The 24,534-nt window shown below is 50.6% G+C and carries 23 protein-coding genes; 16 read left to right on the top strand and 7 right to left on the bottom strand.

Features of this window, described 5'->3' with window-relative positions; translation table 11 throughout:
* Window positions 1-21: 21 nt before the first annotated feature.
* Together DEF47_RS07970 and DEF47_RS07965 are read right to left on the bottom strand one after the other, a co-directional pair.
* The gene (locus DEF47_RS07970; protein WP_012191279.1) at window positions 22-699 is read right to left on the bottom strand and encodes a M50 family metallopeptidase; all 678 of its coding nucleotides are present in this window, start codon (window positions 697-699) and stop codon (window positions 22-24) included.
* Window positions 700-766: 67 nt separating this feature from the next.
* Window positions 767-1,150 carry a helix-turn-helix domain-containing protein gene (locus DEF47_RS07965; RefSeq protein WP_012191278.1) on the bottom strand — a complete coding sequence of 128 codons (384 nt, stop codon included), beginning with the start codon at window positions 1,148-1,150 and terminating at the stop codon, window positions 767-769.
* A gap of 249 nt (window positions 1,151-1,399) precedes the next feature.
* Between DEF47_RS07965 and DEF47_RS07960 the strand changes: the two genes are divergently transcribed.
* A complete protein-coding gene (locus DEF47_RS07960) occupies window positions 1,400-2,635 on the top strand; it encodes a DUF11 domain-containing protein (RefSeq protein ID WP_012191277.1) in 1,236 nt (411 codons plus the stop codon).
* A 3-nt stretch (window positions 2,636-2,638) separates the two neighbouring features.
* Window positions 2,639-3,679 (top strand): ABC transporter ATP-binding protein, encoded by a 1,041-nt coding sequence (locus tag DEF47_RS07955; protein ID WP_012191276.1) that lies wholly within the window; start codon window positions 2,639-2,641, stop codon window positions 3,677-3,679.
* On the opposite strand, the gene DEF47_RS07950 is transcribed toward DEF47_RS07955, so the two are convergent.
* Complete coding sequence (locus DEF47_RS07950; protein WP_287045059.1) at window positions 3,654-3,878, bottom strand: hypothetical protein; 225 nt, start codon at window positions 3,876-3,878, stop codon at window positions 3,654-3,656. The genes DEF47_RS07955 and DEF47_RS07950 overlap by 26 nt on opposite strands.
* 272 nt (window positions 3,879-4,150) lie before the next feature.
* Here DEF47_RS07950 and DEF47_RS07945 point away from each other — a divergent pair, with 272 nt between their 5' ends.
* From DEF47_RS07945 to DEF47_RS07930, 4 genes are all read left to right on the top strand, one after another.
* The gene (locus DEF47_RS07945) at window positions 4,151-4,654 is read left to right on the top strand and encodes a cyclic nucleotide-binding domain-containing protein (protein WP_012191275.1); all 504 of its coding nucleotides are present in this window, start codon (window positions 4,151-4,153) and stop codon (window positions 4,652-4,654) included.
* Between the two features lie 16 nt (window positions 4,655-4,670).
* Complete coding sequence (locus DEF47_RS07940; RefSeq protein WP_012191274.1) at window positions 4,671-5,759, top strand: hypothetical protein; 1,089 nt, start codon at window positions 4,671-4,673, stop codon at window positions 5,757-5,759.
* Window positions 5,760-5,838: 79 nt separating this feature from the next.
* Window positions 5,839-6,810 carry a type I phosphomannose isomerase catalytic subunit gene (locus DEF47_RS07935; protein WP_012191273.1) on the top strand — a complete coding sequence of 324 codons (972 nt, stop codon included), beginning with the start codon at window positions 5,839-5,841 and terminating at the stop codon, window positions 6,808-6,810.
* Window positions 6,810-7,772, top strand: a complete 963-nt coding sequence (locus tag DEF47_RS07930) for a GDP-mannose 4,6-dehydratase (RefSeq protein WP_012191272.1) — start codon at window positions 6,810-6,812, stop codon at window positions 7,770-7,772. Before DEF47_RS07935 ends, DEF47_RS07930 begins: the two co-directional genes overlap by 1 nt.
* Window positions 7,773-7,808: 36 nt before the next feature.
* Here the strand turns inward: DEF47_RS07930 and DEF47_RS07925 are convergent, their stop codons facing one another.
* Entirely contained in the window at window positions 7,809-9,971 is a 2,163-nt protein-coding gene (locus DEF47_RS07925) for a peptidase domain-containing ABC transporter (RefSeq protein WP_012191271.1), read from the bottom strand.
* 36 nt (window positions 9,972-10,007) lie between these two features.
* Window positions 10,008-10,208: a hypothetical protein gene (locus DEF47_RS07920; RefSeq protein WP_041304707.1), complete on the bottom strand. Its 201-nt coding sequence runs from the start codon at window positions 10,206-10,208 to the stop codon at window positions 10,008-10,010.
* A gap of 192 nt (window positions 10,209-10,400) precedes the next feature.
* On the opposite strand from DEF47_RS07920, the gene DEF47_RS07915 reads away from it, so the two are divergent.
* The 10 genes from DEF47_RS07915 (at window position 10,401) to DEF47_RS07870 (ending at window position 21,839) form a co-directional block, all read left to right on the top strand.
* Window positions 10,401-10,628 (top strand): mersacidin/lichenicidin family type 2 lantibiotic, encoded by a 228-nt coding sequence (locus DEF47_RS07915; RefSeq protein ID WP_012191270.1) that lies wholly within the window; start codon window positions 10,401-10,403, stop codon window positions 10,626-10,628.
* Between the two features lie 59 nt (window positions 10,629-10,687).
* Entirely contained in the window at window positions 10,688-13,420 is a 2,733-nt protein-coding gene (locus tag DEF47_RS07910; RefSeq protein WP_012191269.1) for a tetratricopeptide repeat protein, read from the top strand.
* Window positions 13,417-15,252 carry a type 2 lanthipeptide synthetase LanM gene (lanM, locus tag DEF47_RS07905; RefSeq protein ID WP_012191268.1) on the top strand — a complete coding sequence of 612 codons (1,836 nt, stop codon included), beginning with the start codon at window positions 13,417-13,419 and terminating at the stop codon, window positions 15,250-15,252. The genes DEF47_RS07910 and lanM overlap by 4 nt, the downstream gene beginning before the upstream one ends.
* 109 nt (window positions 15,253-15,361) lie before the next feature.
* Complete coding sequence (locus DEF47_RS07900) at window positions 15,362-16,762, top strand: PQQ-dependent sugar dehydrogenase (protein ID WP_012191267.1); 1,401 nt, start codon at window positions 15,362-15,364, stop codon at window positions 16,760-16,762.
* Entirely contained in the window at window positions 16,762-17,172 is a 411-nt protein-coding gene (locus DEF47_RS07895; protein WP_012191266.1) for a c-type cytochrome, read from the top strand. Before DEF47_RS07900 ends, DEF47_RS07895 begins: the two co-directional genes overlap by 1 nt.
* A gap of 30 nt (window positions 17,173-17,202) precedes the next feature.
* Entirely contained in the window at window positions 17,203-18,270 is a 1,068-nt protein-coding gene (locus DEF47_RS07890; RefSeq protein ID WP_012191265.1) for a glycosyltransferase family 4 protein, read from the top strand.
* A gap of 90 nt (window positions 18,271-18,360) precedes the next feature.
* Window positions 18,361-19,065, top strand: coding sequence for a hypothetical protein (locus DEF47_RS07885; protein WP_012191264.1), 705 nt, complete (start codon window positions 18,361-18,363; stop codon window positions 19,063-19,065).
* 128 nt (window positions 19,066-19,193) lie between these two features.
* Window positions 19,194-20,231, top strand: coding sequence for a hypothetical protein (locus DEF47_RS07880; RefSeq protein WP_012191263.1), 1,038 nt, complete (start codon window positions 19,194-19,196; stop codon window positions 20,229-20,231).
* Window positions 20,232-20,249: 18 nt separating this feature from the next.
* The gene (locus DEF47_RS07875; RefSeq protein ID WP_012191262.1) at window positions 20,250-21,281 is read left to right on the top strand and encodes a hypothetical protein; all 1,032 of its coding nucleotides are present in this window, start codon (window positions 20,250-20,252) and stop codon (window positions 21,279-21,281) included.
* Window positions 21,282-21,302: 21 nt separating this feature from the next.
* Complete coding sequence (locus tag DEF47_RS07870) at window positions 21,303-21,839, top strand: GNAT family N-acetyltransferase (RefSeq protein ID WP_012191261.1); 537 nt, start codon at window positions 21,303-21,305, stop codon at window positions 21,837-21,839.
* A gap of 90 nt (window positions 21,840-21,929) precedes the next feature.
* On the opposite strand, the gene DEF47_RS07865 is transcribed toward DEF47_RS07870, so the two are convergent.
* Together DEF47_RS07865 and DEF47_RS07860 are read right to left on the bottom strand one after the other, a co-directional pair.
* The gene (locus tag DEF47_RS07865) at window positions 21,930-22,589 is read right to left on the bottom strand and encodes an MOSC domain-containing protein (RefSeq protein ID WP_012191260.1); all 660 of its coding nucleotides are present in this window, start codon (window positions 22,587-22,589) and stop codon (window positions 21,930-21,932) included.
* A gap of 8 nt (window positions 22,590-22,597) precedes the next feature.
* Window positions 22,598-24,382 (bottom strand): AMP-dependent synthetase/ligase, encoded by a 1,785-nt coding sequence (locus DEF47_RS07860; protein ID WP_012191259.1) that lies wholly within the window; start codon window positions 24,380-24,382, stop codon window positions 22,598-22,600.
* Window positions 24,383-24,534: the final 152 nt, after the last annotated feature.

The raw sequence follows: 24,534 nt of genomic DNA, 5'->3' as shown, positions 1-24,534 counted from the left end.
ATCTGGCGGCGCTTGAATGGGCTAAATGTCACGGAAGTAGGCAAATCGAATGGCCTGCCACAAAATCAATAAGGCGATGCCGCTCCACACCAATGCCCATAAAATTGCTGGAACTCCAGTTGCTTGTTGCATAATGAGGGCATCGCTGGTTACGTGACGACGGTAGGATGAAAGTCGCAGCAAATCCCATAAACTATCGAGCGCATTTAAGATGGTTTGCACGCCCAACACCAACAGCAGCCATTCGTTCCAGTGCAGCGCCAATTTATAACTGGCGGCAATGAATGCACCCGCCAGCAAAATACCAACAATAATTCCAAAAATATTGCGAACAAACAAGCCACACAGCACAAACAATGCAATTCCAATAATTAATGTGACGCGATCGGCGCTAATGCCCCGTGCTGAAAGAATTAATAATGCGCCGCCAACCAAGGCGCTACTCAAATAGCCAGCACTGGCCACAATCCAGCGAATGCCGCCAGCAGTCCAGGCCACGCCCTCGCCATTTGAATACACTTCAAGCCGATCAAGTTTGCCGCCAGTCAGCAATGAAGCGAAGCCATGGCCAAGCTCATGCACAAAGGTATTGAACAGCTCAAACGGATAAACCAGCCAATGCAGTACTGGCAACCGCGCGATGATCGTTGAGGTTACCGCGATGGCAATCGCGATCCATAGTTCGTTGTTGCGTAGCATGGTGTTCTCCACGGGCCTAGTATAGCGGTAGATCCACGAAGGACACTTCGTGAATATCCAATTGCAGTCAATGCCACCCAATCGGCATGAGCCACGCTATGTTTTTTGGTCGTGGCCCGATCCGTCCAGCGGCATGAAGAATCCGCCAGATGGTGGCTTTATTGGCGGTCGGAAACTGTGGGTGGAGTTCATGGGCAATGTGCTGGGTTCCGTGATGCGGGTTCGCATCGCGATAGGCCAGTACTGCGGCCCAATAGACCTTGGTGATAACAATTCGGCCATGGCGTTTGGGAGCCGTGGAGTGGTCATCGGGTTGGTCACGCTGAATCCACCGGAACACCGTACTGCGATTTACTCGAAAATGCGTGGCTAAGCGGGCAATTGTCCAGCCGTCCTCACGGCGGCATTGCGTAATCCCATGGTGTCCTCCAAGGGTAGAGCTGCGATCCACGCAGGTGGTCGTTAAGCTATTGTACCATTACCTCTATGCTCTATGTGTCATGGTTTATTGCATTAACAATGGTCACCAATCCCTCTGCCCTAGCCCCTCGCCCAGCGCCATCTATGCCCTGTGCCTCTGCGTTAATCGTAGTTCCACCCAATCTCCATCAGCCAAAAGCCTATAGCCTATAGCCTTTACAACACTTGATACGTTCTATGGTAGTATTTAACCACTTTTTAATTAACGCAAAGGAGCAACATGATGCTTCGTTCGCGCATGCTTGGTTTGTTGTTGGCCATCACGACCGCACTTTTTCTGTTGGTAGTCGGAGTTCTGTTTTTTGGAGGTTCGGTACGCCCCGCCGCTGCCCAAAGCAATGGCTTGCGGGTTGAAAAAACCTTGCTCAAATCGAGCAATGTGGTGATGGTTGGTGAAACCCTGACCTTTGCCATCACCATCACCAACAATTGGCATACCACCGTGATCACCTTGCCAGTTGTCGATACCTATGATCGTTCGGTTTTGGGCTATATCAATGCTACTCCAGCCGAAGATAGCCACAACGCCAGCACTGGTGTAATCAATTGGGATAACATTCTGGAAACGACTGGGCCATTGGCTCCTGGTGAACAAGTGGTGATTTTGGTGCGCTTCACCGCTGAACATCCCTCGCCACGGGTCGTCAACCACGCCGCAACCCATGATGCCTACGATTCATTGGGTAATTTGGTGGGCGATGGCGAGGCTGAGCACGATAATGAAGCAGTTGGCGGCCAAACACCGCTCGAAAAAACACTCGATGCAGGCATTTTGCCCCAAGCTGGACAACGCATCACCTTCACAATTCGGGTGCAAAATGCTGGTTTAGTTGATGTGGTGCGTTTGCCGTTGGAAGATACCTTTGATCCAACCGCGCTGCAATTTATTTCATCTGAACCAATGCCCGATACAATTGAACCAGGTCGCCTGACGTGGGCGAATGTGCTGACCCCGCCGCGCCCAATGCGCCTGCCACCCAACGAATTTATCTCGATCACGACAGTCTTTACGGCGCTCAAGGGGATTGAAGAAACCACCAATAGCGCTCGGGTGGTTGGTGCTGGCGATAGCTTTGGGAACGATCTCGCACCGGCTGCCGATGATGTGCCAATTCGGATTATTGGTGCACCTGGCACACCAACCCCAACTCGCACGCCACGGCCAACGCCTAACGCCACGGCGATTAATCAAGTGACCGCGACGATTGCCGTCAGCGCCACCGAAGTGGTGATTACTACGCCAACCGTTGCGATCAGCAGCACCGCCACGATTGAAGCAATTGCCACGCTCACGCCGGAACAAGGCACTGGCAGTACCACCACGCCTACAGTTATTCCCGCAGTCTTGCCCGATACCAGTGCGGCCCCAGCACCACAAAGCAATTGGTTGGTTGGTGCGGCAATTCTTGCTATACTATTGCTTGGCATTGGCCTCACTCAACGCAGTCGTGGATAAACTATGTTGCACATGCAAGGCATTCGTAAGCAGTTTGAACAAACAATCGTCTTACGCGAGATTGAACTAACGATCAATCGTGGTGAAATTTTGGCCTTGCTTGGCCCCAGTGGTTGTGGTAAATCGACCCTCTTACGCATTATTGCTGGCCTTGAATCTGCTGATCAAGGCCAGTTGTTGTTGCATGGCCAACCGCTCAATCCGATTCCAATTCATCGGCGCAATTTTGGCCTGATGTTCCAAGATTGGGCGCTGTTTCCGCATCGTAATGTTGGCGAAAACATTGAATTTGGCCTGCGCATGGAAGGCATGGCCAAACTTCAACGCCAACAGCGGGTCGCTGAAATGCTCGAATTGGTTGGCTTAGTTGGCTATCAACAACGCTCGGTGCTCGAATTATCGGGTGGCGAGCGCCAGCGCGTGGCTTTGGCGCGTTCATTAGCGCCGCGCCCACAATTATTGATGCTCGATGAACCATTGGGATCGTTGGATCGGACGTTACGCGAACGCTTAACTGAGGAATTGCGCCGGATTATCAAAGCAGCTGAAGTGACAGCGATCTATGTTACCCATGATCAAAATGAAGCGTTTGTGGTTGCTGATCGCTTGGCTGTGATGAATGCAGGCCAAATTGTGCAACTGGACACGCCCCAAGCGATCTATCAACAGCCCAAAACTGCCTTTGTAGCACGATTTTTGAGCCTGACCAATTTATTACCAATTGTGAAGCAAACCAGCCTTAGCCCTGAGTTACAGCTGGTCGAAACCAATTTAGGCCAATTTGAAATTCAAAGCTCGCAAACCCAAGCAGCCTATTTGCTGATTCGGCCTGAGGCCGCCCAGCTAGCGCCAAGCGCAACAGCCAGCTATCGCGGCCAAGTGGTTGGCCAAAGTTTTCGTGGTAGCCATCAACGAATTGAATGGCGCTATGCGCATGGTGGATTGCAACTCGATCTACCGAGCAACTATCAGCTTGATCAAGGCCAAAACCTCGACCTAACATTTGATGCCCAGCAACTTAGTCTCGTGCAGAGCGACCACTGATGACGGTTGTTTTGGTTTGTTGCTGCGACGAAAGCGTGCCAACCGACGGAATCGGCGTGTCCTTATCGACCAATTGGCTTAACGTTGAACCACAAGCAACACACGTCCACAACAACATCTTCCGGCCACGATTATACTTTTCAGCGCCCCGTTGCTCGCCAATGTAGCGACAGGGTGCATTACAATGAGGACAGTGCACCCTGTGACCTCCTTTTAACGTTGTTTGTAATGTGTCAATTTTTATTGCGATATTCTGATTAGCTATAAAGCACAGACTATGCCATTACCACGCCGCATGATATAGTTCCAGAGTCCCACCAAAATCGCCAGTATGGGGATATTAACATAGTTTGCTCACGATTTGGGGGGATGACCGTTGGTCTGTCAGCATTGTACGCCAAAATTAGGCCAATGTTGCCGATCACTTCAAGAACCGCTAGAATACAGGCATGAAGCTAGTTTGGAGGCCTTATGGCATTGCAGCCAGATTCATCTGAGCAACCGACCCCAGCCGAAATCGCCCAACGTTTGGCCGATGTTCCCTTATTTGAACAAATGCGACCCGACGATTTAGCATTCTTGGCTGATCACGCCACGATTCAGCAACTCGAGCCAGCGGTAGTGCTTTCAGCCCAACAATCCAGCGAAAACGATCTGTATGTGGTGGTGCGCGGTCATTTGGAAGTGTGGCTCGACCCAAGCAGCCTCGGAGCCGAAGGCCCAGAGCGTAAACTTGCCACCTTGTTTGCCGACGAAATTGCTGGTGAATTGGCGTTGGTCGATGGCGGTGTGCGTTCGGCGCGACTCCAAGCAGGCGATGCAGGCGTGCGGGTGATTTGCATTTCGCAGGCTGCAATTCTCAATCGTTGTGAGCAAGATCCAATTTTTGGTTATCGTTTGATGCGCAATTTAGCAGCAATGTTGGCCTTACGCGCCCGCCTGACTGCCTTGAGCGCTCAAACCAATATTGCCTAGTGAGGGGGATTGACGTATGCACCGTTGGCGGCTCGCCTTTGGGCTAGGGTTGATACTTATCTGTGTGAGTTGGGCGAGTTGGCGCTGGCAACCGGTTGCCGCCCAAAACCCCGAAGATGATGATCAGCCGCCTGCCGTTGAACAACCATTGTGTTTTTCGAGCACTGGGTTGTGTATCAACGGGGCATTTCGGCGCTATTGGGAGACCAACGGCGGTCTAAGTCAATTCGGCTATCCAATTACTGCTGAAATTCGTGAAACAACCAGTAACGGCATTTTTACCGTGCAATATTTCGAGCGAGCACGCTTTGAATATCATCCTGAGCACTCGCGCCAGTTCGAGGTGCAGCTTGGGCGTTTGGGGGCAGAACTCTATCGCATCGCCCATGAACGCGAAACTGCCCGCGCTGGTTGCCGCTATTTCGAGCGCACTGGCTTTAATGTTTGTGAGCCGTTTCGTACCAAATGGGAAACTGTGGGCACAACGCCAGGTGCAACCAGCCTCGAAATTTATGGCTTGCCAATCAGTCCGTTGCTGGTTGGCCGTGATCCTGCTGGCAACCCAATTTCGTTTCAATGGTTCGAGCGGGGCCGCATGGAATTGCACCAAAGCAATTTGGTCGTGCTAGGGTTGGTTGGGGTTGAATATCGCCAACGCGAGCAAGAGCCACGCCCAACCCCAACCCCGACGATCCCAGTTGTGCCAACTCCAGCGCCAATCGAGCCAACCGCCATTCCAACTGCGGTTCTGCCGATTCCAATCAATGTGCCATTCCCCGATCGGCCTTGTCATATCAATGTGCCAGCGCCAATCGAGGGCCTTCAAGCATGGGCCACCTTGCCCGTGGTCAGCCCGCCCGAGGATGAAGTGATTTGTGTGCGCTTGATCGTCAATGGCGAGGCGGCGCATCCAGCATTTGTCAATATCTACCGCTATATTGGCAGCGAACGGATTCCAGGCACCGGCCATACAACTGGGCTTGATGGCACTGCCAGTTTTGTGTTCCATGTGCGCGATCTGCCGATTGGCACGATTCCGGTTGAAGTGGTTGCGACCTTTGAAGGCCGCGAATATCGCACTTGGACGAGTTTTATTCATCGCTAGCGTTATCACGATTGATCGATGGAACGACGCTGGGGTGAGCTTACCTCAGCGTCGTTGCGATCTTTAGAAGATAGTAATTATGGAAGCGAAAACCTTACCACCCATCCAACTCGAAGCCCGCTACGATAGCCGTGTTTGGGGCGGCAATCGCCTTGCTCAATGGCTGAACTTGCCAAATGCCCCTAGTCCGTTGGGCGAGATTTGGCTGGTCTATGCCGAAAATATCATCGCCGCTGGCCCATTGCAAGGCCAAACCTTAGCCGCCGCCGCCGAACGCTATGGGGCATTATTGCTTGGCAGCGTGCCATTTGAGCGCTCAGGCAGCCAATTTCCCTTGCTGGCTAAATTTATTGATGCCGCCGATCATTTGTCGGTGCAGGTGCACCCCAACGATGTGTATGCCCACACGGTCGAGGCCACTACTGGTTTCAATGGCAAAACCGAAGCATGGTATTTGCTGCAAACTGAAGCCAATGCCCAATTGATTCATGGCTTTAATCACCAAACCAGCCGCGAACAATGCAGCGAATTAATCGCCAATGATCGCTTGCCCGAACTGCTGCGTTATGTGCCCGCCCACGCTGGAACCACGATTTTCGTGCCTGCTGGTACGATCCACGCGATCAATGCTGGCGTGATGCTGTTTGAAATTCAGCAAACCTCCGATCTGACCTATCGAATTTATGATTATGGTCGGCCTCGTGAGATGCACATCGAACGAGCCTTGGATGTGCTGGATTATGCGGCCTCGGCTCCCGCTGAAACTCCACCAACCCGACTTGATTCACGTCGAACGTTGCTGGTTAAATGTCGCTATTTTGCCATGGAGCGTTGGCAATTGCATGGCCGTGTCGATTCGGCAACCTTGCCCACCAGCTTTGAAATTATCACGGTGATCGATGGCTCGGCCACCTTGCGCTCATTTCATGGGGTTTGGGAATTAACGCTAGGCACAACCTTGGTTTTGCCAGCAAGTTTGGGCGCATACACCTACGAAGTTGCCAACTCGGTGACCCTGCTACGCTGCTATGTACCTACTGAGGAACTCTAATGCGTGTTTTGATTACTGGCATTACTGGGCCAGTTGGTAGTTTTCTCGCCGATTATCTGTTAACCTTGCCTGATCTCGAAATTCATGCGCTCAAGCGTTGGCGCTCCGATCCACGGCCAATTGAGCATTTGCAAGGCAAAGTAACCTTCCACGAAGGCGATATTGAAGATGCCTTTGCGATGGCTACCTTGCTGCGGCGCGTGCAGCCAGAGCGCATTTTTCACCTTGCGGCCCAAAGCTACCCTAGCGCCTCATGGGATGCTCCAGTTACCACCTTACGTGCCAACACCGAAGGAACCTTAAATATTTTAGAGGCGGTACGGGTTACCGTACCCCAAGCCCGTTTGCATATTGCTTGCACCAGCGCCCAGTATGGCATCGTTAATCCGGCTGATGTGCCGATTAAGGAGAGCCACCCCTTGCGCCCAGGCAGCCCATATGGCGTGAGCAAGGCCGCCGCCGAAATGTTGGGTTTGCAATATCATCAATCATATGGCTTGCATGTGGTGGTTACACGCTCGTTTAATCATGTTGGGCCACGCCAAGGCGATCGCTGCTCGATTCAAACATTTTGCCAGCAGATGGCGGCAATTGAAGCAGGCCAGAGCGAGCCAGTGATCCATGTTGGCAATTTGGAGCCACAGCGCGATTTCAGCCATTTCAGCGATGTGGCCCGGGCTTTGTGGCTGCTGCTCGAAAAAGCGCCTCCTGGCGAGGTTTACAATCTGTGTTCAGGCGTGGCTACCCGCATTGGCGATATTGTGGAGTTGGTGCGACGATTCGGGCGTGTGCCTATCGAAGTTAGGCTCGACCCAAGCCGTTTACGCCCAGTCGATGAGCCAATTTTGCAAGGCGATAACAGCAAATTGCGCCAAGCCACTGGCTGGGAGCCACAAATTGGTATGGAGCAAATTGTGCAAGAAGTGCTGGATTTTTGGCGCGAACGCTACGGTATTTTGTAGCGTTCGTGCTGGTGCTCAGCCTGCCACACATTGATGCTATGTAGGTTGTTGATTGAGCACCATCTTGGCGTAAACTCCATTAGTGCCCACTAACTCGCTATGCGTGCCTTGTTCAGCAATTTGCCCACGATCCAGCACGATAATCAAATCGGCATTTTTGACCGTGCTCAGGCGATGGGCAATCACAATCCGCGTACAATTGAGTTGATTCAGTTGTTGCTCAACAATCTGTTCGGTCAGGGTATCAAGTTGGCTGGTAGCTTCATCCAAAATTAAAATTGCAGGTTGGCGCAATAAGGCGCGGGCCAGTGCGATCCGTTGGCGTTGGCCGCCCGAAATTCCGCCTGCCGCCTCGCCAACTCGTGTTTCATAGCCCATTGGCATGCTCACAATGTCGCTGTGTAAGCCAGCTCGTTGGCTGGCCGCAATCAGTTGGGCGGCTGGCAAACTGGCCCGTTGCAAATTGATATTTTGGCGAATCGAGCCGCTAAATAAAAAGGCATCTTGGAGCACGACCCCAAATTGCTGACGCAAGGCTTGACGATCATAGTCCTCGATCGGGCGTTCGTCGATCAAAATCTGGCCGCTGCTGGGCTGATACAAACCCAACAATAATTTGGCAAGCGTGCTTTTGCCCGAGCCAGTTCGCCCAACCAAGGCAACTTTTTGGCCTGGCGCAATCTGCAACGAAATATCACGCAGAATCGGCGCAGTATGTGGGTTGTAGCCAAAACTTACGTTTTCCAGCCGAATTGCGCCTTGCAAGTTTGCTTCAGGCGCGAAGCTGCCATCTGGCTCAGGCTGGGCCATCAACACATCATTTAATCGTTCGAGATAGCTGGTTAATAATTGCAAGCGCTGGCCTTGGCTAATTAATGTGACCAACGGCGCGAGGGCCAAGGTGCCAATCGCATTTAATGCCAGCATCGTACTTAAATCCATCTGGCCTTGATGCACTTCGCGTAAGCCAACCCACAGCAAAATTAATGGCGTGGCGGTTTGCAGCGTGCCCAACATACTATCGACAATCGCACTCAGACGCTGGCGGCGCAGGCTGGTGTTACGCTGGCGACGAGCCAAATTTTGCCAATAGCCAAACGCATAATGCTCCACGCCCATGGCTTTGATTGTGGTGATGCCGCTGAGTAATTCGACTAAGTAGCTTTGGGCTTCGCTTTGCTCCAACAAATCGGTCTCGACCAGCGGGCGTAAACGGCCTTGAGTCAGCCAAATAATTGCCACTTGGAGCAAGGCAATGATCGCGACAGTCAAGCCAAAACTGCCACTTTGCCAAAACAACAAGCCACCATACACCAACATTAACCCGCCATCGAGCACGACTGACAGCACTTGGTTGGTAATCAATTCGCGAATTGTGCTGTTGCTAGTTAGGCGTAGCAATAAATCGCCGCTACTGCGTTGTTCAAAAAAAGCCAAGGGCAAGCGCAATAAATGGCTTAAAAAATGCTCGCTTAAATCGGTATCAAAACGCAGTTGTAGCTGAATTAACAACAGGCTGCGCATATATTGAATCAAAAAGCGAATGCTGATGATTAAGCCCAAGCCAATTAATACTCGCCCAAGCAAGACCTCGAAACTTGGCAAGGTTACTTGCTGCACCAAACTTTTGGTCAGCAATGGCAGGGCCAGCCCGACCAATTGCAACAAGCCTGAGGCCACGATAATTTGCCCCAATAAACTAGGTTTGGCTAAAAGGGTTGAGCGAATCAAGCGCCATTGGTTGGTGTTGGAGCGCTGGCGTTGCTCAAAATTGGGGCCAGGCTGGCAACTGAGCACAATCCCAGTGAAGCGTTGGTCAAGCTCGCTTAACTCAACAAAACGCCGACCCAAGGCAGGATCAACGATGGTTGCGCCGCGTGGTGACCATTGTTCAAGCACCACAAAATGATTAAAATTCCAATGCAAAATTGCTGGGAGTTGGAGTGAGCCAAAATCGAGGTTTTGTAGGGCAAAGGCTCGCACAATCAGGCCATAATGTCGGCCAGCAGCCGCAATTGTTTGGGCACTCAAGCCATCACGCGATGGCCGACAGACCTCGCGAGCTTCGGCAACTGAGGTTGCTCGCCCCCAATAGGAAAGCACCATGGCCAAACATGCAGCACCACATTCAATTGCACTTAATTGGAGTAAAACTGGAACCCGTCGCCGTTTGAAGCTTGCCAACCAACGTTTCAACATTGCCAAACCTTGCTTGTAGCGCAAGGTTGTCCGGGGCTAGAGGTTTACGATCGGTGCACCAACCACAACTAAGCTGACAGAAAGCACCGCGACCAGCAACCACAAACTACGCAGCAACAGCGGCGAAATCCGCTCTTGGACAACCTGCTCTTGATGATGAGCAACATATGAGGTTAGCGCAGCTGAGCGAAACAGGCTGGTGTTTGGAATCAGAGTGGTTTGGCTGTGGTCATTCATTGGGGTGTCCTCCTGCGAAACTGGCCCCATTTAACCATAGTTGGGCTTTGCCAACTAGTCCAAAACCGATATAAAAACCGATATAGCGCTATCGCTCAAACTACGCTTGCCAATAACCATATTTTAACCGTATACTAGGGCATCTAACAACCTCCCGATTAAACCCACCCTAAAAATCAAAGGAGACCCAGCATGTCGCATGAAGAAACGATCAACGCGTGGAATAATGCTGATCAAAATCCTGAGGCTGAACCCACTAAACCCCAGCCAATGCCTGCGAATCCTGCCGGAATGACTGAGTTGAGCGATGAAGAATTGCGCCAAATTCAAGGTGGTACCTTAGTCGAATGCAGCATCATTCCAACCATGACTTCGGTTACTAGTGCGGTTCCCTGCGCCGTTAACACCGACGAACAGTAAGCTGGCAATTACCAAATGTCCTTACTTTCCTGACTTCCACAGCACACTGGACAGCGTATATGACTAAGCTTGATGCCTCTTTTGGAATGTGGCTTAAACAACGCCGAAAGACCCTCGATCTGACCCAAGACGAGTTGGCTCATTTGGTTGGCTGTGCCACGGTCACGATTCGTAAAATTGAAGCTAATACGCTTAAGCCTTCAACCCAGATTGCTCAGCGCTTAGCCCAATGTTGTAATGTTCCTGAAGCTGAACATACAGCATTTGTTCATTTTGCGCGTTCGGAAACAACCACTGGGCCAGTATGGTCTGACCAAACGCCAGGTGCTGCACGGGTCAATTTTGTGGTCGATCAACCACCCCACAATTTGGTTGATTTACCCAATCCATTGATTGGTCGTGATGCTGATGTTGCGACCATCAATGAGCGTTTGGCCAACGAGCATGTGCGTTTATTAACTTTGGTTGGCCCGCCCGGGGTTGGCAAAACTCGTTTAGCGTTGCAAGTAGCCCAACAACAACTTGAGCGCTTCCGCCATGGGGTGTTTGTCGTAGCCCTCGCTCCCGTAACCAATCCTCAAGATGTGTTGAGCGTGATCGCGCAAACCCTAGGAATCAAAGAAACTGGCATTCGTCGCAGCTTCGAAGATCTCAAAAATTTTTTGTACGACCGTGAATTATTATTGGTGCTGGATAATTTCGAGCAGGTGTTGCCCGCCGCTAGCTCAATCGATCAGCTGATTCAGGCTTGTTATGGGCTGAAGGTGTTGGTCACTAGCCGCGAGGCTTTGCGCTTACGCCGTGAACGCCGTTTTGCGGTTGCGCCGTTGGCTATCGCAACTCCCGTCAGCGATGAGCCAAGCGCCACGTTCTCGCCAGCTGTAGCACTGTTTATTGAGCGAGCACAGGCCGTCAATCCCGATTTTGAGATTAACGAAACCAGTCTGCACGATATTAGTGCCGTTTGTCGCCAGCTTGATGGCCTGCCGTTGAGTATTGAGTTGATTGCTGCCCGCAGTATGTTGCTGGCACCCAAAGCGATGTTGCGCCATCTTGAGCATCAATTAACCGTCTTAACTAGCCGATCGTCTGATCATCCGCCGCGCCAACGCACCCTGCGTGATGCAATTCGTTGGAGTGTCGATCTGCTTGAGCCAAGCGATCAGCAGATGTTTATGCATGTCGGGGTTTTTCCACAAAGCTGTACGCTTGAGTCACTTGCCGCCGTCGGGGCTGAGCAAGCTTGGGCACTCGATTTGCTCGATGGCTTAAATACCCTCGCCGATAAAAGTTTGCTCTACGCCAAGGCTGATCAACAGGGCGAAACGCGCTTTGAGATGTTGAATGTGTTGCGCGAATATGCCCGCGAGATGTTGCAACACGCTGGTTTGTTGATCCAAGCTGCCCAACGCCATGCCCAATATTATTTGCAGTTGGCGCAAATCCTCCAAGCCGATCTCAGTCAGCATAACCAACATGTGACCGCTGGCGATCGTTTTGAGCGCGATTTATTCAATTTTCGGGCGGCCTTAGAATTTTTCTTTACCCAACGCCAAATCGAACAAAATGTTCAGCTTGCTACCAGTTTGGCCGATTTGTGGTATTTGCGCGGCTATGCTGGTGAGGGTCGGCGTTGGCTGGCTCAAGCAATTGAGCAAGCCCAAACCACCCAAACTACGCTTGAGCCAACCCTCTGGATCGAGGCACTCAATGCTGCGGGCTACTTGGCCTATCATCAAGGCGATTATGGCGATGCCGCCCAAACCTTCTCGCAAAGCCGCCAGCTGATCGAAACTGCCAATGATCAGGTTGGCATGGCGCGGGTCTACAATAATTTGGGCTTAATTGCTCATTGGCAAGGCCAATATGCCCAATCTGAGGCTTTGCTCAACGATAGTTTGCAAATTTGGCGCAAACTTGATCTATCGATGGCGATTAGTAGTTTGGTCTGTAATCTTGGGGCGCTTCAGCTTGATCGTGGTGAATTGAGCCAAGCTGCCGAGTTGCTTGAACAAAGCAAAGTGCTCTGTCAGCAACAGCATTATGAAAATCGCATCTCAATGGTTCTGCAACATCAAGGTAAATTGGCGCTCTACCGTGGCGATTATGCCACCGCCCAGCGTTGTTTCAGCGAAAGTCAGGCCATCGCCGAGCAGATGAGCAATAAAACCGTGATTGGTTTTGCCCTGATGTACCAAGGCTATGCCACGCTGGCCGCAGGCGAATTGGAGCAAGCCGCCTGTTATTTGAGCAAAGCTGCCCAGATGAGCCAAGATCTTGGTAGCAAGCATATGGTGTGTATGGTGTTGGCGGTGCAGGCACAGTTGGCTGTCGAACAAGCCCAATACGTGGTAGCCCGCCAGTTATTTACCCAAGCCTTGGAGTTAGGCCGCAGCATGCAATTTGGCACAGGTATTGCCAATGCCTTGCGTGGTTTGGCGCTGGTCGATGCGATTCAAGGCCACTATAGCCCAGCGTTAGAGCAAATTAACCAAGCAATTCAAGGCTATCGTACCATCGGCAACCCCGAAGGCTTAATTCAATCGCTTGAAACCTTGGCATTTTGTTTGACAACCATGGGCTATGGCAAGACAATCGCGCCTGTTGTCGCTGCGCTCGAACAGTTGCGCCACGAATATGGCTTGCGGCGCTGGAACAATCAACAAGCTCGTTGGCAACAGATTCAACAGGCTCTAGCACAGCCTGATCAATCAAACTTGCCAGCCGAGCCAATTGTTGCCCAATTACTCGACCAGATGCCTAGCCTGAAACTGCGTGAGCTGCGCACATGAATTGGTTGGCAAGCCTGAATCTACGCGAGCGCCGATCGCTTGGTTTGAGCGAGCTTGGCGCTCGAACCAGCTCGCGTTACCAACGTTGGCGCAAGCAAGCCCCATTCGAGCAAACGCTCTGGTGGCAGGCACGGCTGGCGCTGGATGGATTGGATGATCTGCAATTCCAAGCTTTGCTTGATCCCGCCGTTGTGGTTGCTGCTCCGCCATGGGCCGAAACCCTCACAGCATGGCGCGAATGGCAAGCTCGTCCGCATCCACGCTGGCTCAACCAACCAAACTTGGGCTATCCACTCTGGCCAATCGTCGATTATTGCCTAGCGCACATTGAACAAGCCTTGCAACAAGCACAGGTTAAACATGCTTGGCCGAGCTTGCAGGCGGCGATTGGCAAGGCGCTCGTGCAACGTTTAGCCCAATTAACTGCCCAAACCATGGTGCTTGAGCTGAATGTAGCCCGTTTGCGCGGCCAACTCCACGGGGCGACCAGCCAAGATCGCTTTGAATATTTTATCAAACGTTATAGCCAGATCGGCGATTTGCTCGATCTATTGGCTGATTATCCAGTGTTGCTGCGGAGTTTGGTGCACGAATGCCAAACGACGATTAATTTTATCAGCCAAATTGCCCAACATCTCGCCCACGATTGGCAGCAACTTCAACAGCATTTTGGGCTTGAACTTGCCGAATGGACAGGCTTGGAAAGCTTGGGCGATCGCCATGCGGGCAAGAGTGTTTGCCGCTTGGATTTTGCCAGTGGCCAACATTTGGCCTACAAACCGCGTTCGCTGAGCACCGAAGTTGCCTTTAATCAGGTTTTAGCGTGGCACAACCAACAACCGCAAACCATCCAATTACGTGGTTTGAAGGTGCTCGATTGTGGCAATTATGGCTGGACAGAATGGTTGCAAGCCTTGCCATGTGCCGATGCGGCGGCGGTACGGCGTTTTTTTCAACGCCATGGAGCATTATTGGCCTTGCTTTTGGTGTTACAAGCTTGCGATGTGCATTATGAAAATGTGATTGCCGTCGGCGAATATCCGGTCTTGATTGACCTCGAAGGCTTGTGCCATCCCCTATTATTGAGCAACACCAACGAATTGATCGAGGCTGAACAAGTTGGCTTGTTACCACGCTTGCACTTTGCCACCGAGCAACATCCTGGGGTCGATATGAGTGGCATCGCGGGCAATGCCGAGCAAACCCTGCCCTTGCCTCAGCCAGTGTGGGATGAGACCAATACTGATCAAATGGCTTTGCGCTATGCCCCGACCGCTGTGCCAGCTGCCCACAATCTACCAACCTGTAGCAAGCTCCTGATTGATCCGCTAGACTATGCCGCTGAGGTTGAGCAAGGCTTCCGCACCACCTATTTATGCTTGTTGAGTGCCAAAGCCGAGTTGTTGAGCAAGATTCTCGCCGTTTGTGCCGATACCACGATTCGGGTGATTGCCCGTCCATCAAATAGTTATGCGATTTTACTGCGCCATGCCAGCCATCCCAATCGGCTGCGCGATGCAGTTGATCGCGATTGCTTGTTTGACCATTTGTGGCTAAGCATCCCTGAGCGACCGCATTTGAAGCCGTTTCTGCAAACAGAGCAAACTGCACTGTGGCAAGGCGATATTCCATGGTTTGGCACGACCCCACGTTCGCAAACCATTTGGGATGCCAACGGCCAAACATTGCCATTTGAACTCGCCCAAAGCAGTTGGCAACGGGTCGAACTAGCGGTCGAGCGCCTGAGCCTTGACGATTGCGCAAGCCAAATCGCCCAAATTCGCCATGCTTTTGGGACTAATGCTTCACCCAAATCGCCCCAGCAGCCATGATATACTGAGCCTAGTAGCCCTGCTACCAACTCCCTGAAACTTCAAACAACCCACCTTGGCTGGCATGTGCCAGTCATCGTTTTGGTGCACATACAAAGGATTAATCACGATGCTGCTGAATATTGCAACCTTGGTGCTGCTATCACTTTGGCTGGGGGCGATGATTGGCGGATTATTGCTTATGCGCCAAGCAGGCCGTTGGCGCTGGATTGGCCTCGCAATTGCCGTGCAAGGCTTGATCTTGCTGGTATTTCAAGGCTTGCTCAGCACTTATCCAATTGGGATTGGCGATCCATTAATTCGGGTGAAATTTTGGGATTTGCTGAGCCAAGCGGCGGCCGTGCTTGGTGCATTAGTGCTTGTCGCATTTGTGTTATGGTGGCTAGCCAAACAAGTGCGCTACAGCATCGATCAGCAATTGCACCGACGAGGCTTAGCCTTATTGTTGCTCTTTGGCATGCCATTAATCGCCACGCCCGCCTTTTACGCCATGTGGCAAACCAGCATTCCCGAGCGCGAGCGTGAACGCAACCCTGATTTGCGGGTGATCAACGTGCCCGAAGGCTTTGAATGGAGCGTCTACGCCCGTGGCACGATGGATAATCCTACGGCGATTGCCTTTGGAGCAGAAAACGAACTATACATCGCCGATATTGCTGGCGATTTGTGGATTGGCCGCGACCAAAATAATGATCAGCAGATTGATAGTTTGAGCAAATGGGCTGGCGATTTTGATTTGTTGGTCGGCTTGGTTTGGCGCGATGGCGAGTTGTATTGTGCTAGTTCAGGCAAAATCGAGGCCTTGCGCGATAGCGATGGCGATGGCGTAGCCGATAGTCGCCGCATCGTGGTTGATAATTTGCCCTCAATGATTTTGCAGCCACACTCCAACAACGGCTTGGCCTTTGGCCCCGATGGCCGCTTGTATTTTGGGGTTGGCAGCACCACCGACGGTAAATTTGAGGAAAATGAATTAGCCGCCAGCGTTTTATCGGTTAATCCCGATGGCACTGATTTGCGCCCCTATGCGCGGGGCTTGGGCAATGTGTTTGATGTCGCTTTCAATGCCGATGGGGCGCTGTTTGGGGGCGATAATGGCCCTAGCTCAGTTGAGGGCAATGATCCGCCAGATGAATTTAATTATTTGGTTGAAGGCGAACACTACGGCTACCCCTACTTTTTTGGCGACCCGCCCAGCGACGGTGGCACACGCGGCGCATTGATCAGCTTTCCCGCTCACTCGGTGCCAACGGGCGTTACGTTTTATAGTGGCAATCAATATCCGCAAATCTATAGCGATAGCGCCTTTTTGACGCTGTGGCAGACGGGCGAGGTCGTACACATTGAAGTTGGGCAAACCAGCAACGGCGATTATCTGGCCAAATCAACCACCTTTGCTGATGGTATGCTCTACCCGATTGATGTGATTACTGGCCCCGATGGCAACTTGTATATCGCCGATTTCGGTACGAGTGCAATCTACCGAATCACCTATAATGGAGTGCGTTAATGCGACGATTTGGCTATTTTGTGGTGGGCTTGCTGTTGCTGGGCTGTGGCGCGGCCAACGATAGTACCAGCGTGGGTAATGCTGAGCGCGGCAAACGCATTTTTCAGGGAGCCGAAGTATTGACGCTCGATCAACTTGAAGCATGTGTCGATTGTCATAGTGATGTTGCTGGCGAAGCCGGCCAAGGCATCGGCCAAAATCTCTCGAATATTGGTAATCGTGCTGCGCAACGCCCCGATGGCACGAGCGCGATCGATTATCTGCGGCTCTCGCTGACCGAGCCAGATAAAGAGTTGGTGGGCGGCTTTCAAGAGGGCATTATGCCGCGCGATTATGCCCAAAAATTATCAACCCAAGATATTAATGATTTGATTGGTTATATGCTAACGCTAAAAAGTGGCATTGATTAAGCGCGTTAGCCTTGAATACATGTAGGTGCTATGCAGCAATTGCGAATTGCGTTCTTGGATTCGTGGTTACAGGCGGTGGTTGATGGCAGCGGCACGGCGGCGGCAATCGGCGGTTTAGCGCGTACCTTGCAAGCCCGTGGCCATGTAGTTGATCGGATTGTGCCAACTGGCAATTGGCCGCGTAATTTAACCTTGCGCCGCCTTTATTACAATTGGCAATTGCCGCGTCGCCTTGCCAACCACCGCTATGATTTGGTGGTTGGTTTTGATATTGATGGATTCCGAGTTGCCCAGCGCTTAAATGTGCCCTATATCTGTAGCATCAAAGGCGTAATTGCCGAAGAACAGCGCCATGAACAAGGCTTTATTCGGGCGTTGCTCTGGTCGCTCTCGCGGATTGAATTGATCAATGCGCGGCGTGCCCCCAAGGTTATTTCAACCAGCGAATATTGCCGCCAGATGATTCATGCGCATTATGCTGTGACGATCAGCAAGATTGGGATTGTGCCCGAGGGCATCGATTTGAGTTTGTGGCAGGAGCAAGCCCACAGTAGCCAGCGCGATCCATGGACGGTGCTATGTGTGGCCCGCCAATATCCACGCAAACATGTGATTGACTTGATTCGGGCCTTTGCCAGCGTGATCGAACAAGTGCCCCAAGCCCAATTGGTGATCATCGGCGATGGCCCTGACCACGATATGTTGCGTGGCGTGGTACGAGCCTATAATCTCGAAAGCTCGGTGCGCATGCTCGGCGCGATTGCCGATGATGCTGAAGTGCGAGCGTGGTATGGGCGCAGCAGCATTTTCTGCTTGCCCAGCGTCCAAGAAGGCTTTGGGATCGTCTTTTTAGAGGCGATGGCTAGTGGCTTGCCAATTGTCAGCACCAATGCTGCGGCGATTCCCGAGGTTGTGCCGCATGGTCAGGCTGGCACGTTGGTGGAGCCAAGCGATGTAACGGCAATCGCCGAGGCGTTGATTGAGCTATTGCAAAACCCCGAGCTACAACAGCGCTACCGCGATTATGGTTTGCAGCATGTTCAACAATATGCTTGGGAGCATGTGACCGATCGCTTTTTAGCAGCAGTTTTGGCATAGTGTGTTAACATCCGTGCGGCGAGTGTTGAGCCATGGTTGAGAGTGCTATAATGACCATGAACAAAACAAGCCTCGCTGAAAGGAGCGAAGATGTTAACGTATGAAGCGGTGGTGACAGTATTAATTAGCGAGGCGGAGCGAGCAGGTTTGGCGATTCAATTTTCGCAGGAACAGCTAGATCCACATTCGTTATCGCGGACGTTGAGCATTAGTTGTCAGCCTGCCAAGCAGCGCGATCACCATATGGAACATGTGGTTGCGACGATTAGTTTTACCTGGGATGCTGCGCTTACGGCGATTTCGGTGATGGGCAGTGATGCCATTTGTGCGCTGTATCATGATAGTGACGAGCCATGTTTGCACGCAATTGAAGGCTGTGCCTACAACGTTGATCTCGATTTTGATCTGACCTATGCGATTCCATTAACTGAAGAACAACGCTTCAATGTCGTCAATATTCCCCAATTGACCGAAGCGATTCAGATTGCAACCAAAGACAAAACTTTTGATTTTCAGCCGCTCGATATTGATGTGCAATTGCATTTCACTGGCGAATATATGGCTTTTGTTGGCACGGTGACTGGCCGTCAATCGTGGCCGTTTGGCGAAGCGTTGCACGAAGAACACGAGCTACGCCAAGAAATTCGCGATTTGATGCAGAATGTCAGCAAAGTGCTCGATGCCCTGCAGCAATTTCAAGCACCCATGCCTGTTTTAGAGGATGATGCTGAAAACGAGGAGAGTGAGCTAGCCAGCTTACCCGATCGTACCTATCTGCGCCCGCCAACCGCCTAAGTCTGGCGTAGGTTGCACTCCTTTGGTCGTTGTACCAAGGGAGTTTTTTTATCCACCAGCAAATCATGCAACATTTTGGAGCAACGTCTTGTATGATCTGTGTAACGATAGCTTGAGTAGGAGAGAATATGCCTATCCTTACCAACCTCAAACCGCGTTGGCACACCGCGTTGAGCATCGGCATGTTGCTAGCCGTGCTTGCTAGCGCCGCTGGCTACTTCTATTGGGCAAGCCGACCATTTACGCTTGAGCAACTAGCGCCTGTGGATACACCAACCCTAGTGCATACAATCAAAGCTGACCCTAGAAAACCATTTGATCGGATTGTTCAATGGAACTCGCGTGGCGATCGATTAGCCGTATCAAGCGATAAAAATAATATTCTGATTTATTCAAGTGCTGGTGAACTCGTGGCTGATTTTAGATCCCACCTTTTTATGGGGCTTGGGATTAACGAGCTAGAATGGCATCCAACCAAGGATATTTTGGCTGTTGCCTACGACGAAAGATTGGTGTTATGGTCAGCCGATGGCACGATCATCAAACAAATTAATAGTGACATAACATTTGCGTTTTGGGATATAGATTGGAATCAACAAACCGAACAATTAGCAGTTAATCAATATTATGCATTTGATCGTAAATACTATCATCAAATTGCCCTATTTGATGATACAGGTGCATTGATTAAACAAATATCTCAATCAATTAATTTTACACGAGATATCAAATGGTTGGATGAAAATCAGATTGTAATCCATACTGCTAACGACGAAATTCTTGTATTAGATACCGAAAAAGAAATATTAAGTAGCTTAATTGCAGGTAAATATGCCGAAATGGATGTTGATCAACAGCATCATACTATTGCTGCCGTTCCAACATCGCTAAAAGCTATTACTCTATGGAAGAATAATCAACTAACTGAATTGCCAGTTGATCGGATAGCTGGTGATGTTCTTGCGATTAACCCTGCCAGTAACCATACGATTATCTATCAACCAACATCTGAATTGCGAATGTTGAATCATCAAAGCCATAACTTTGAATTATACCCTACGATTAAGTTTGATGAAACGATTTACTATGTTGCTTGGCATCCGTCTAAGCTAATTTTGGCAATTCTGCTCACTGATGAGATTCAGTTGTGGCAGTTTCCTGAGTAACCACGAGAGGAATTGATAATGCAAACCCGAATTCGTTGGCATACTGTGCTGAGCATTGGCATGTTGCTAGCCGTGCTTGCTAGTGCCGCTGGCTACTTCTATTGGGCGAGTCGTCCATTTACGCTTGAGCAACTAGCACCTGTGGATAAACCAACCTTGGTGCATACGATTAAACTACCAGAAGCTGGCAGCGAGTTTGCTTGGAATTCGCGTGGCGATCGATTGGCCGTTGCTCATCTTGACTTAAACAAAGAAGATCAATCGGTTGTTTCGATCTATACCGTGGATGGTAAGCGCCTACGGCAACTAGCGGTTAACATTGATGCATTTAATACAATTGATGATCTCGAATGGCATCCAACCAAGGATATTTTGGCGGTGTCGTATCGTCAAGCGCTGGTTTTGTGGTCTGCTGATGGCACGATCATCAAACGAATCAATAATGGTATTGAGTCTGCATTTCAGCAACTTAGTTGGAATCAACAGACTAATGAATTAGCCGTTATTGATTATTATGCCTATAATGGCGAATATTACAATCAAATTGTATTATTTGATGAATATGGCACAAAAATTAGGCGATTTCCAACAAAATTTGGCTATACTACACAAATGAAATGGATTAATCAAGTTAATATTATTGTTAACGTAACCAATAGAATTTACACATTTAATACAATAACTGAAGAATGGATACGATTATTTGAAGATGAACAATATGCGGTTGATATAGACTCAAACCATAATCGTATTGTTGGAGCTGGTGAAAATAATGATAAAGAACTTGAAATTTGGCAGAATGGCATTATAAAAACAATTGAATTGGCTGAATTCAGTGGAAGAATTCCTAAGAGTAGCCCTCGAGGCGATTATACGGTTTTATATACGATTGGGAGATTGAATTTTTTTAACCATCATACTCAAGAATTTGAGATTCATCCGTTAACTAATAAGGATTTGATCTATGTCACGGTTGAGTGGCATCCCTCAAAGCCTATTTTGGCAACTTTGCTCTTCTATGAGATTCAGGTGTGGCAGTTTCCAGAGTAAATTTAGTTTTGAGGAGGGGCGATGCAGCCAAATTATACGATTCGACGGCCAACTCAGGCCGAATTAAGCATGTTGCCAGCGATTGAAGTTGCCGCCGCCCAGCTTTTTTTGCCAACCCAGTATGCCTTTATCGCCGCATGGCCGCCAGCCACATTGGAAGATTTAGCGGCGTATTTCAGTTGGGATGGGGTTTGGGTTGCTGTCGATATACACACTACACCTGTTGGCTTTGCACTCGCCAAAATCGTCGATGGTGAGGTATATCTGAGTGAACTGGATGTCCACCCCGAGCATGGGCAGCGCGGCTTGGGGCGAGGGTTGATTAAGGCTGTGGCAGCGTGGGGCAAGCAGCAGGGTTATCGCCACATGAGCTTGCTGACTTTCAACGATATTGCCTGGAATGCTTTGTTTTACGCACGTTTGGGCTTTCGAGCATTAACGGCGGCTGAATGCGGACCTGAATTAACTGCGATTGCCCAAGGCCATATTGCCGCTGGTTTACCTGCAACCGCACGGGTGGCAATGCTGGCCGAGCTAGATCAACTGCTACTAGATTGACATTCCCTCACCCCCAACCCCTCGCCCACGGCGGCGGGCGAGGGGCTTTTGGTTTGGTGATTCCCCTCGCTCAGCGGGGTTAGGGCATGCTTACTGCGCCAAGCTGGGAATAATCATTTGAATAATTCGTTTCCAACTAGCAGCCAGTTCGTCCACCACCAACAGTTGGCGACCAAAGGCTTGATCGCGCTCGTGATGCAGATGTTGATTGACTTTATGCACCGTAATCGTGGGATGTGGACGCTCGATCAACTCCAATCCATCGCCAACTTGAACCTCGCCTGCTTGTAAAACCCGCAGATAAAAACCACTGCGCAAGGTAGCAATTGTGCGTTGTTGCAAACCATCGAGGCCAAGCTTGCGATCTTGTTTGGTGCAGGGGTAGCGTGGCGCACAAATTTGCACAATCGCGCTACCAACCTTGAACTGATCGCCAATACACACATCTTGCTCGGTTACGTTGCTGAGCGTCCAATTTTCGCCGATACCGCTGGCTTGCAACATCGGGTGATCATTGGCTAAGCCATATTCTGCTTGCCACAGTGGGTAATGGCTAGCGGGCTGGCAACACACTGCTTTATCGGGGCCACCATGGTTTTTGGTGTCGGCCACCGCATCACCAACATGGCCCAATTGCTCCAAGCGCACAGGTGTCGTGATCGCTTGGCGGCCAATCGCCGATGACCAAGCGCCTTTGGCATCGTGGTAGGTTTGGGGCTGGCCGATCGCTAAAGTTTCAATCGTAATCACAAAATCCTCTAACGTTTGTACAATTGCTCAAAACTCTTGGCGAAGCGTTCGTAGATTTGGCGGCGACGAATTTTGAGCGTTGGCGTGAGCAAATCGTTTTCAATGGTAAAATCTTCGGGCAAAATTTCATAGGCCTTAATTTGCTCGAATGAAGGCAAGGTTGGGTTGATTGTTTGCACTTCGTGTTCAATCGCAGCAACTAATTTAGGATGCTTATGCAGATTAGCATCAACTGGCACATGCTCACGATTAGCCCAAGCGGTGACGGCTTCCATATCGAGCGTGAACAATGCCACCAAATAGGGTCGGCGATCACCAAAGACGGCACACTGCGAGATGTACGGGCTATTTTTGAAGGCAGCTTCGACGGCTTGCGGCGCAATATTTTTGCCCGACGCGGTAATTAGCAAATCTTTTTTGCGATCAACAATGCTCAAGAAGCCATCAGCATCAATTTTGCCGATGTCGCCGGTGTGAAACCAGCCATCGATCAAGGCTTCGTTGGTTTTTTGCGGATTATTATAGTAGCCACTTAGAATTAGATTACCGCGCACCAGCACTTCGCCATCGTCAGCGATTTTGATTTCGTTGCCAGGAAACACCTTGCCAACCGTGCCTAGCCGATAATCATCAGGGCGATTGGCGGTTACCGCAGCAGATGTTTCGGTCAAGCCCCAACCTTCGAGTAACAGCACACCCGCACCATTGAAAAATTCCAAAATTTCGATATCGAGCGGAGCGCCGCCAGTAATTGCATAGCGAATATTGCCGCCAAGTAAGGCACGAACCTTCTTAAACACTAAGCGATCAGCCAAGGCATATTTCAGCTTGAATGCTGCCGGAACCGCTGCTTTTTGGCCTTTGTAGCGGCTCATTTGACGGGCGATCGCCAGCGCCCAGGCAAAAATCCGTTTGCGAATTGGGCTGGCTTCGGCGCGAGCCTGGGCTGTGCTGAAAATCTTTTCGTACATGCGCGGGACGCTGAAGAAAAAGGTTGGTTTGATTGCTTGCACATCTTCAAGCACTTGTTTGATCGATTCGATGATTGCGGTGTTAAGGCCATTATCGACCCCACACATATGTTGCAAGCGGCCAAAAATATGCGCGGCTGGCAAAAATAACACATCATCATCACCAGCTTGCATGGCCATAGTCGTGCGAATCGCGGTTAGTTCGCCAAGCAAGGCGCGATGCGCCAACATTGCGCCTTTGGGATTGCCAGTTGTGCCCGAGGTATAGACAATTGTCGCCAAATCTTCTGGCTCGATCTGTTGGGCGCAGTTGGTGGCAAAAACCTCTTGGGCGGTTGCATCGCTGGTGGCCATGCGCCGCAAACTGGTTAGCGATAAAATCCATGGGTCATCACTGGGCAAATCCCGGCCATCAAAAATAATTACCCGTTCGATATGCTCAAGCTGCGAGCGGACCTTTTGCAATTTATCGTATTGCTCGCGATTTTCGATCAACAAAAATTTGAGGTCGGCATCTTGGGCAATAAAGGCCACCGTATCGGCCATCAACGAGGGATAAATTGAAACTGGCACAGCGCCTGAACAGACCAAAGCCCAATCCGATTCGACCCAATCAACGCTGGTATTGGACATAATGCCCACGCGATCGCCTTTTTGCAACCCCAACTGTTGAAAACCTGCCATCAACTGATAGACATGGCGTTGATGTTCGGCGTTGGTGCAGGTAATCCATTCGCCATTGCGGCGAGTTCGCCAGCGATTGAGATGGGCAAAGGCTTGTGACCGCTCGCGAAACAACTCACCCAGATTACGAAATGACATTGGCTACCTCCAAGACCTTTGCAACAATTCAACGGCGAACGACAACGGCTGTGGTTAGCAAGCAAGCTAGTTGGAGAGTGAAGTGCGGGTATTGGACGTTCCCTCACCCCAACCCCTCTCCCACTGCGGTGGGAGAGGGGGTTTTAGCCTGG

Origin of the sequence: Herpetosiphon sp. (genome assembly GCF_003512625.1) — a bacterium.
Lineage (GTDB): Bacteria > Chloroflexota > Chloroflexia > Chloroflexales > Herpetosiphonaceae > Herpetosiphon > Herpetosiphon aurantiacus.
Note: the sequence above shows the minus strand (reverse complement) of the source record. Positions and strands in the feature narration are given on the sequence as shown.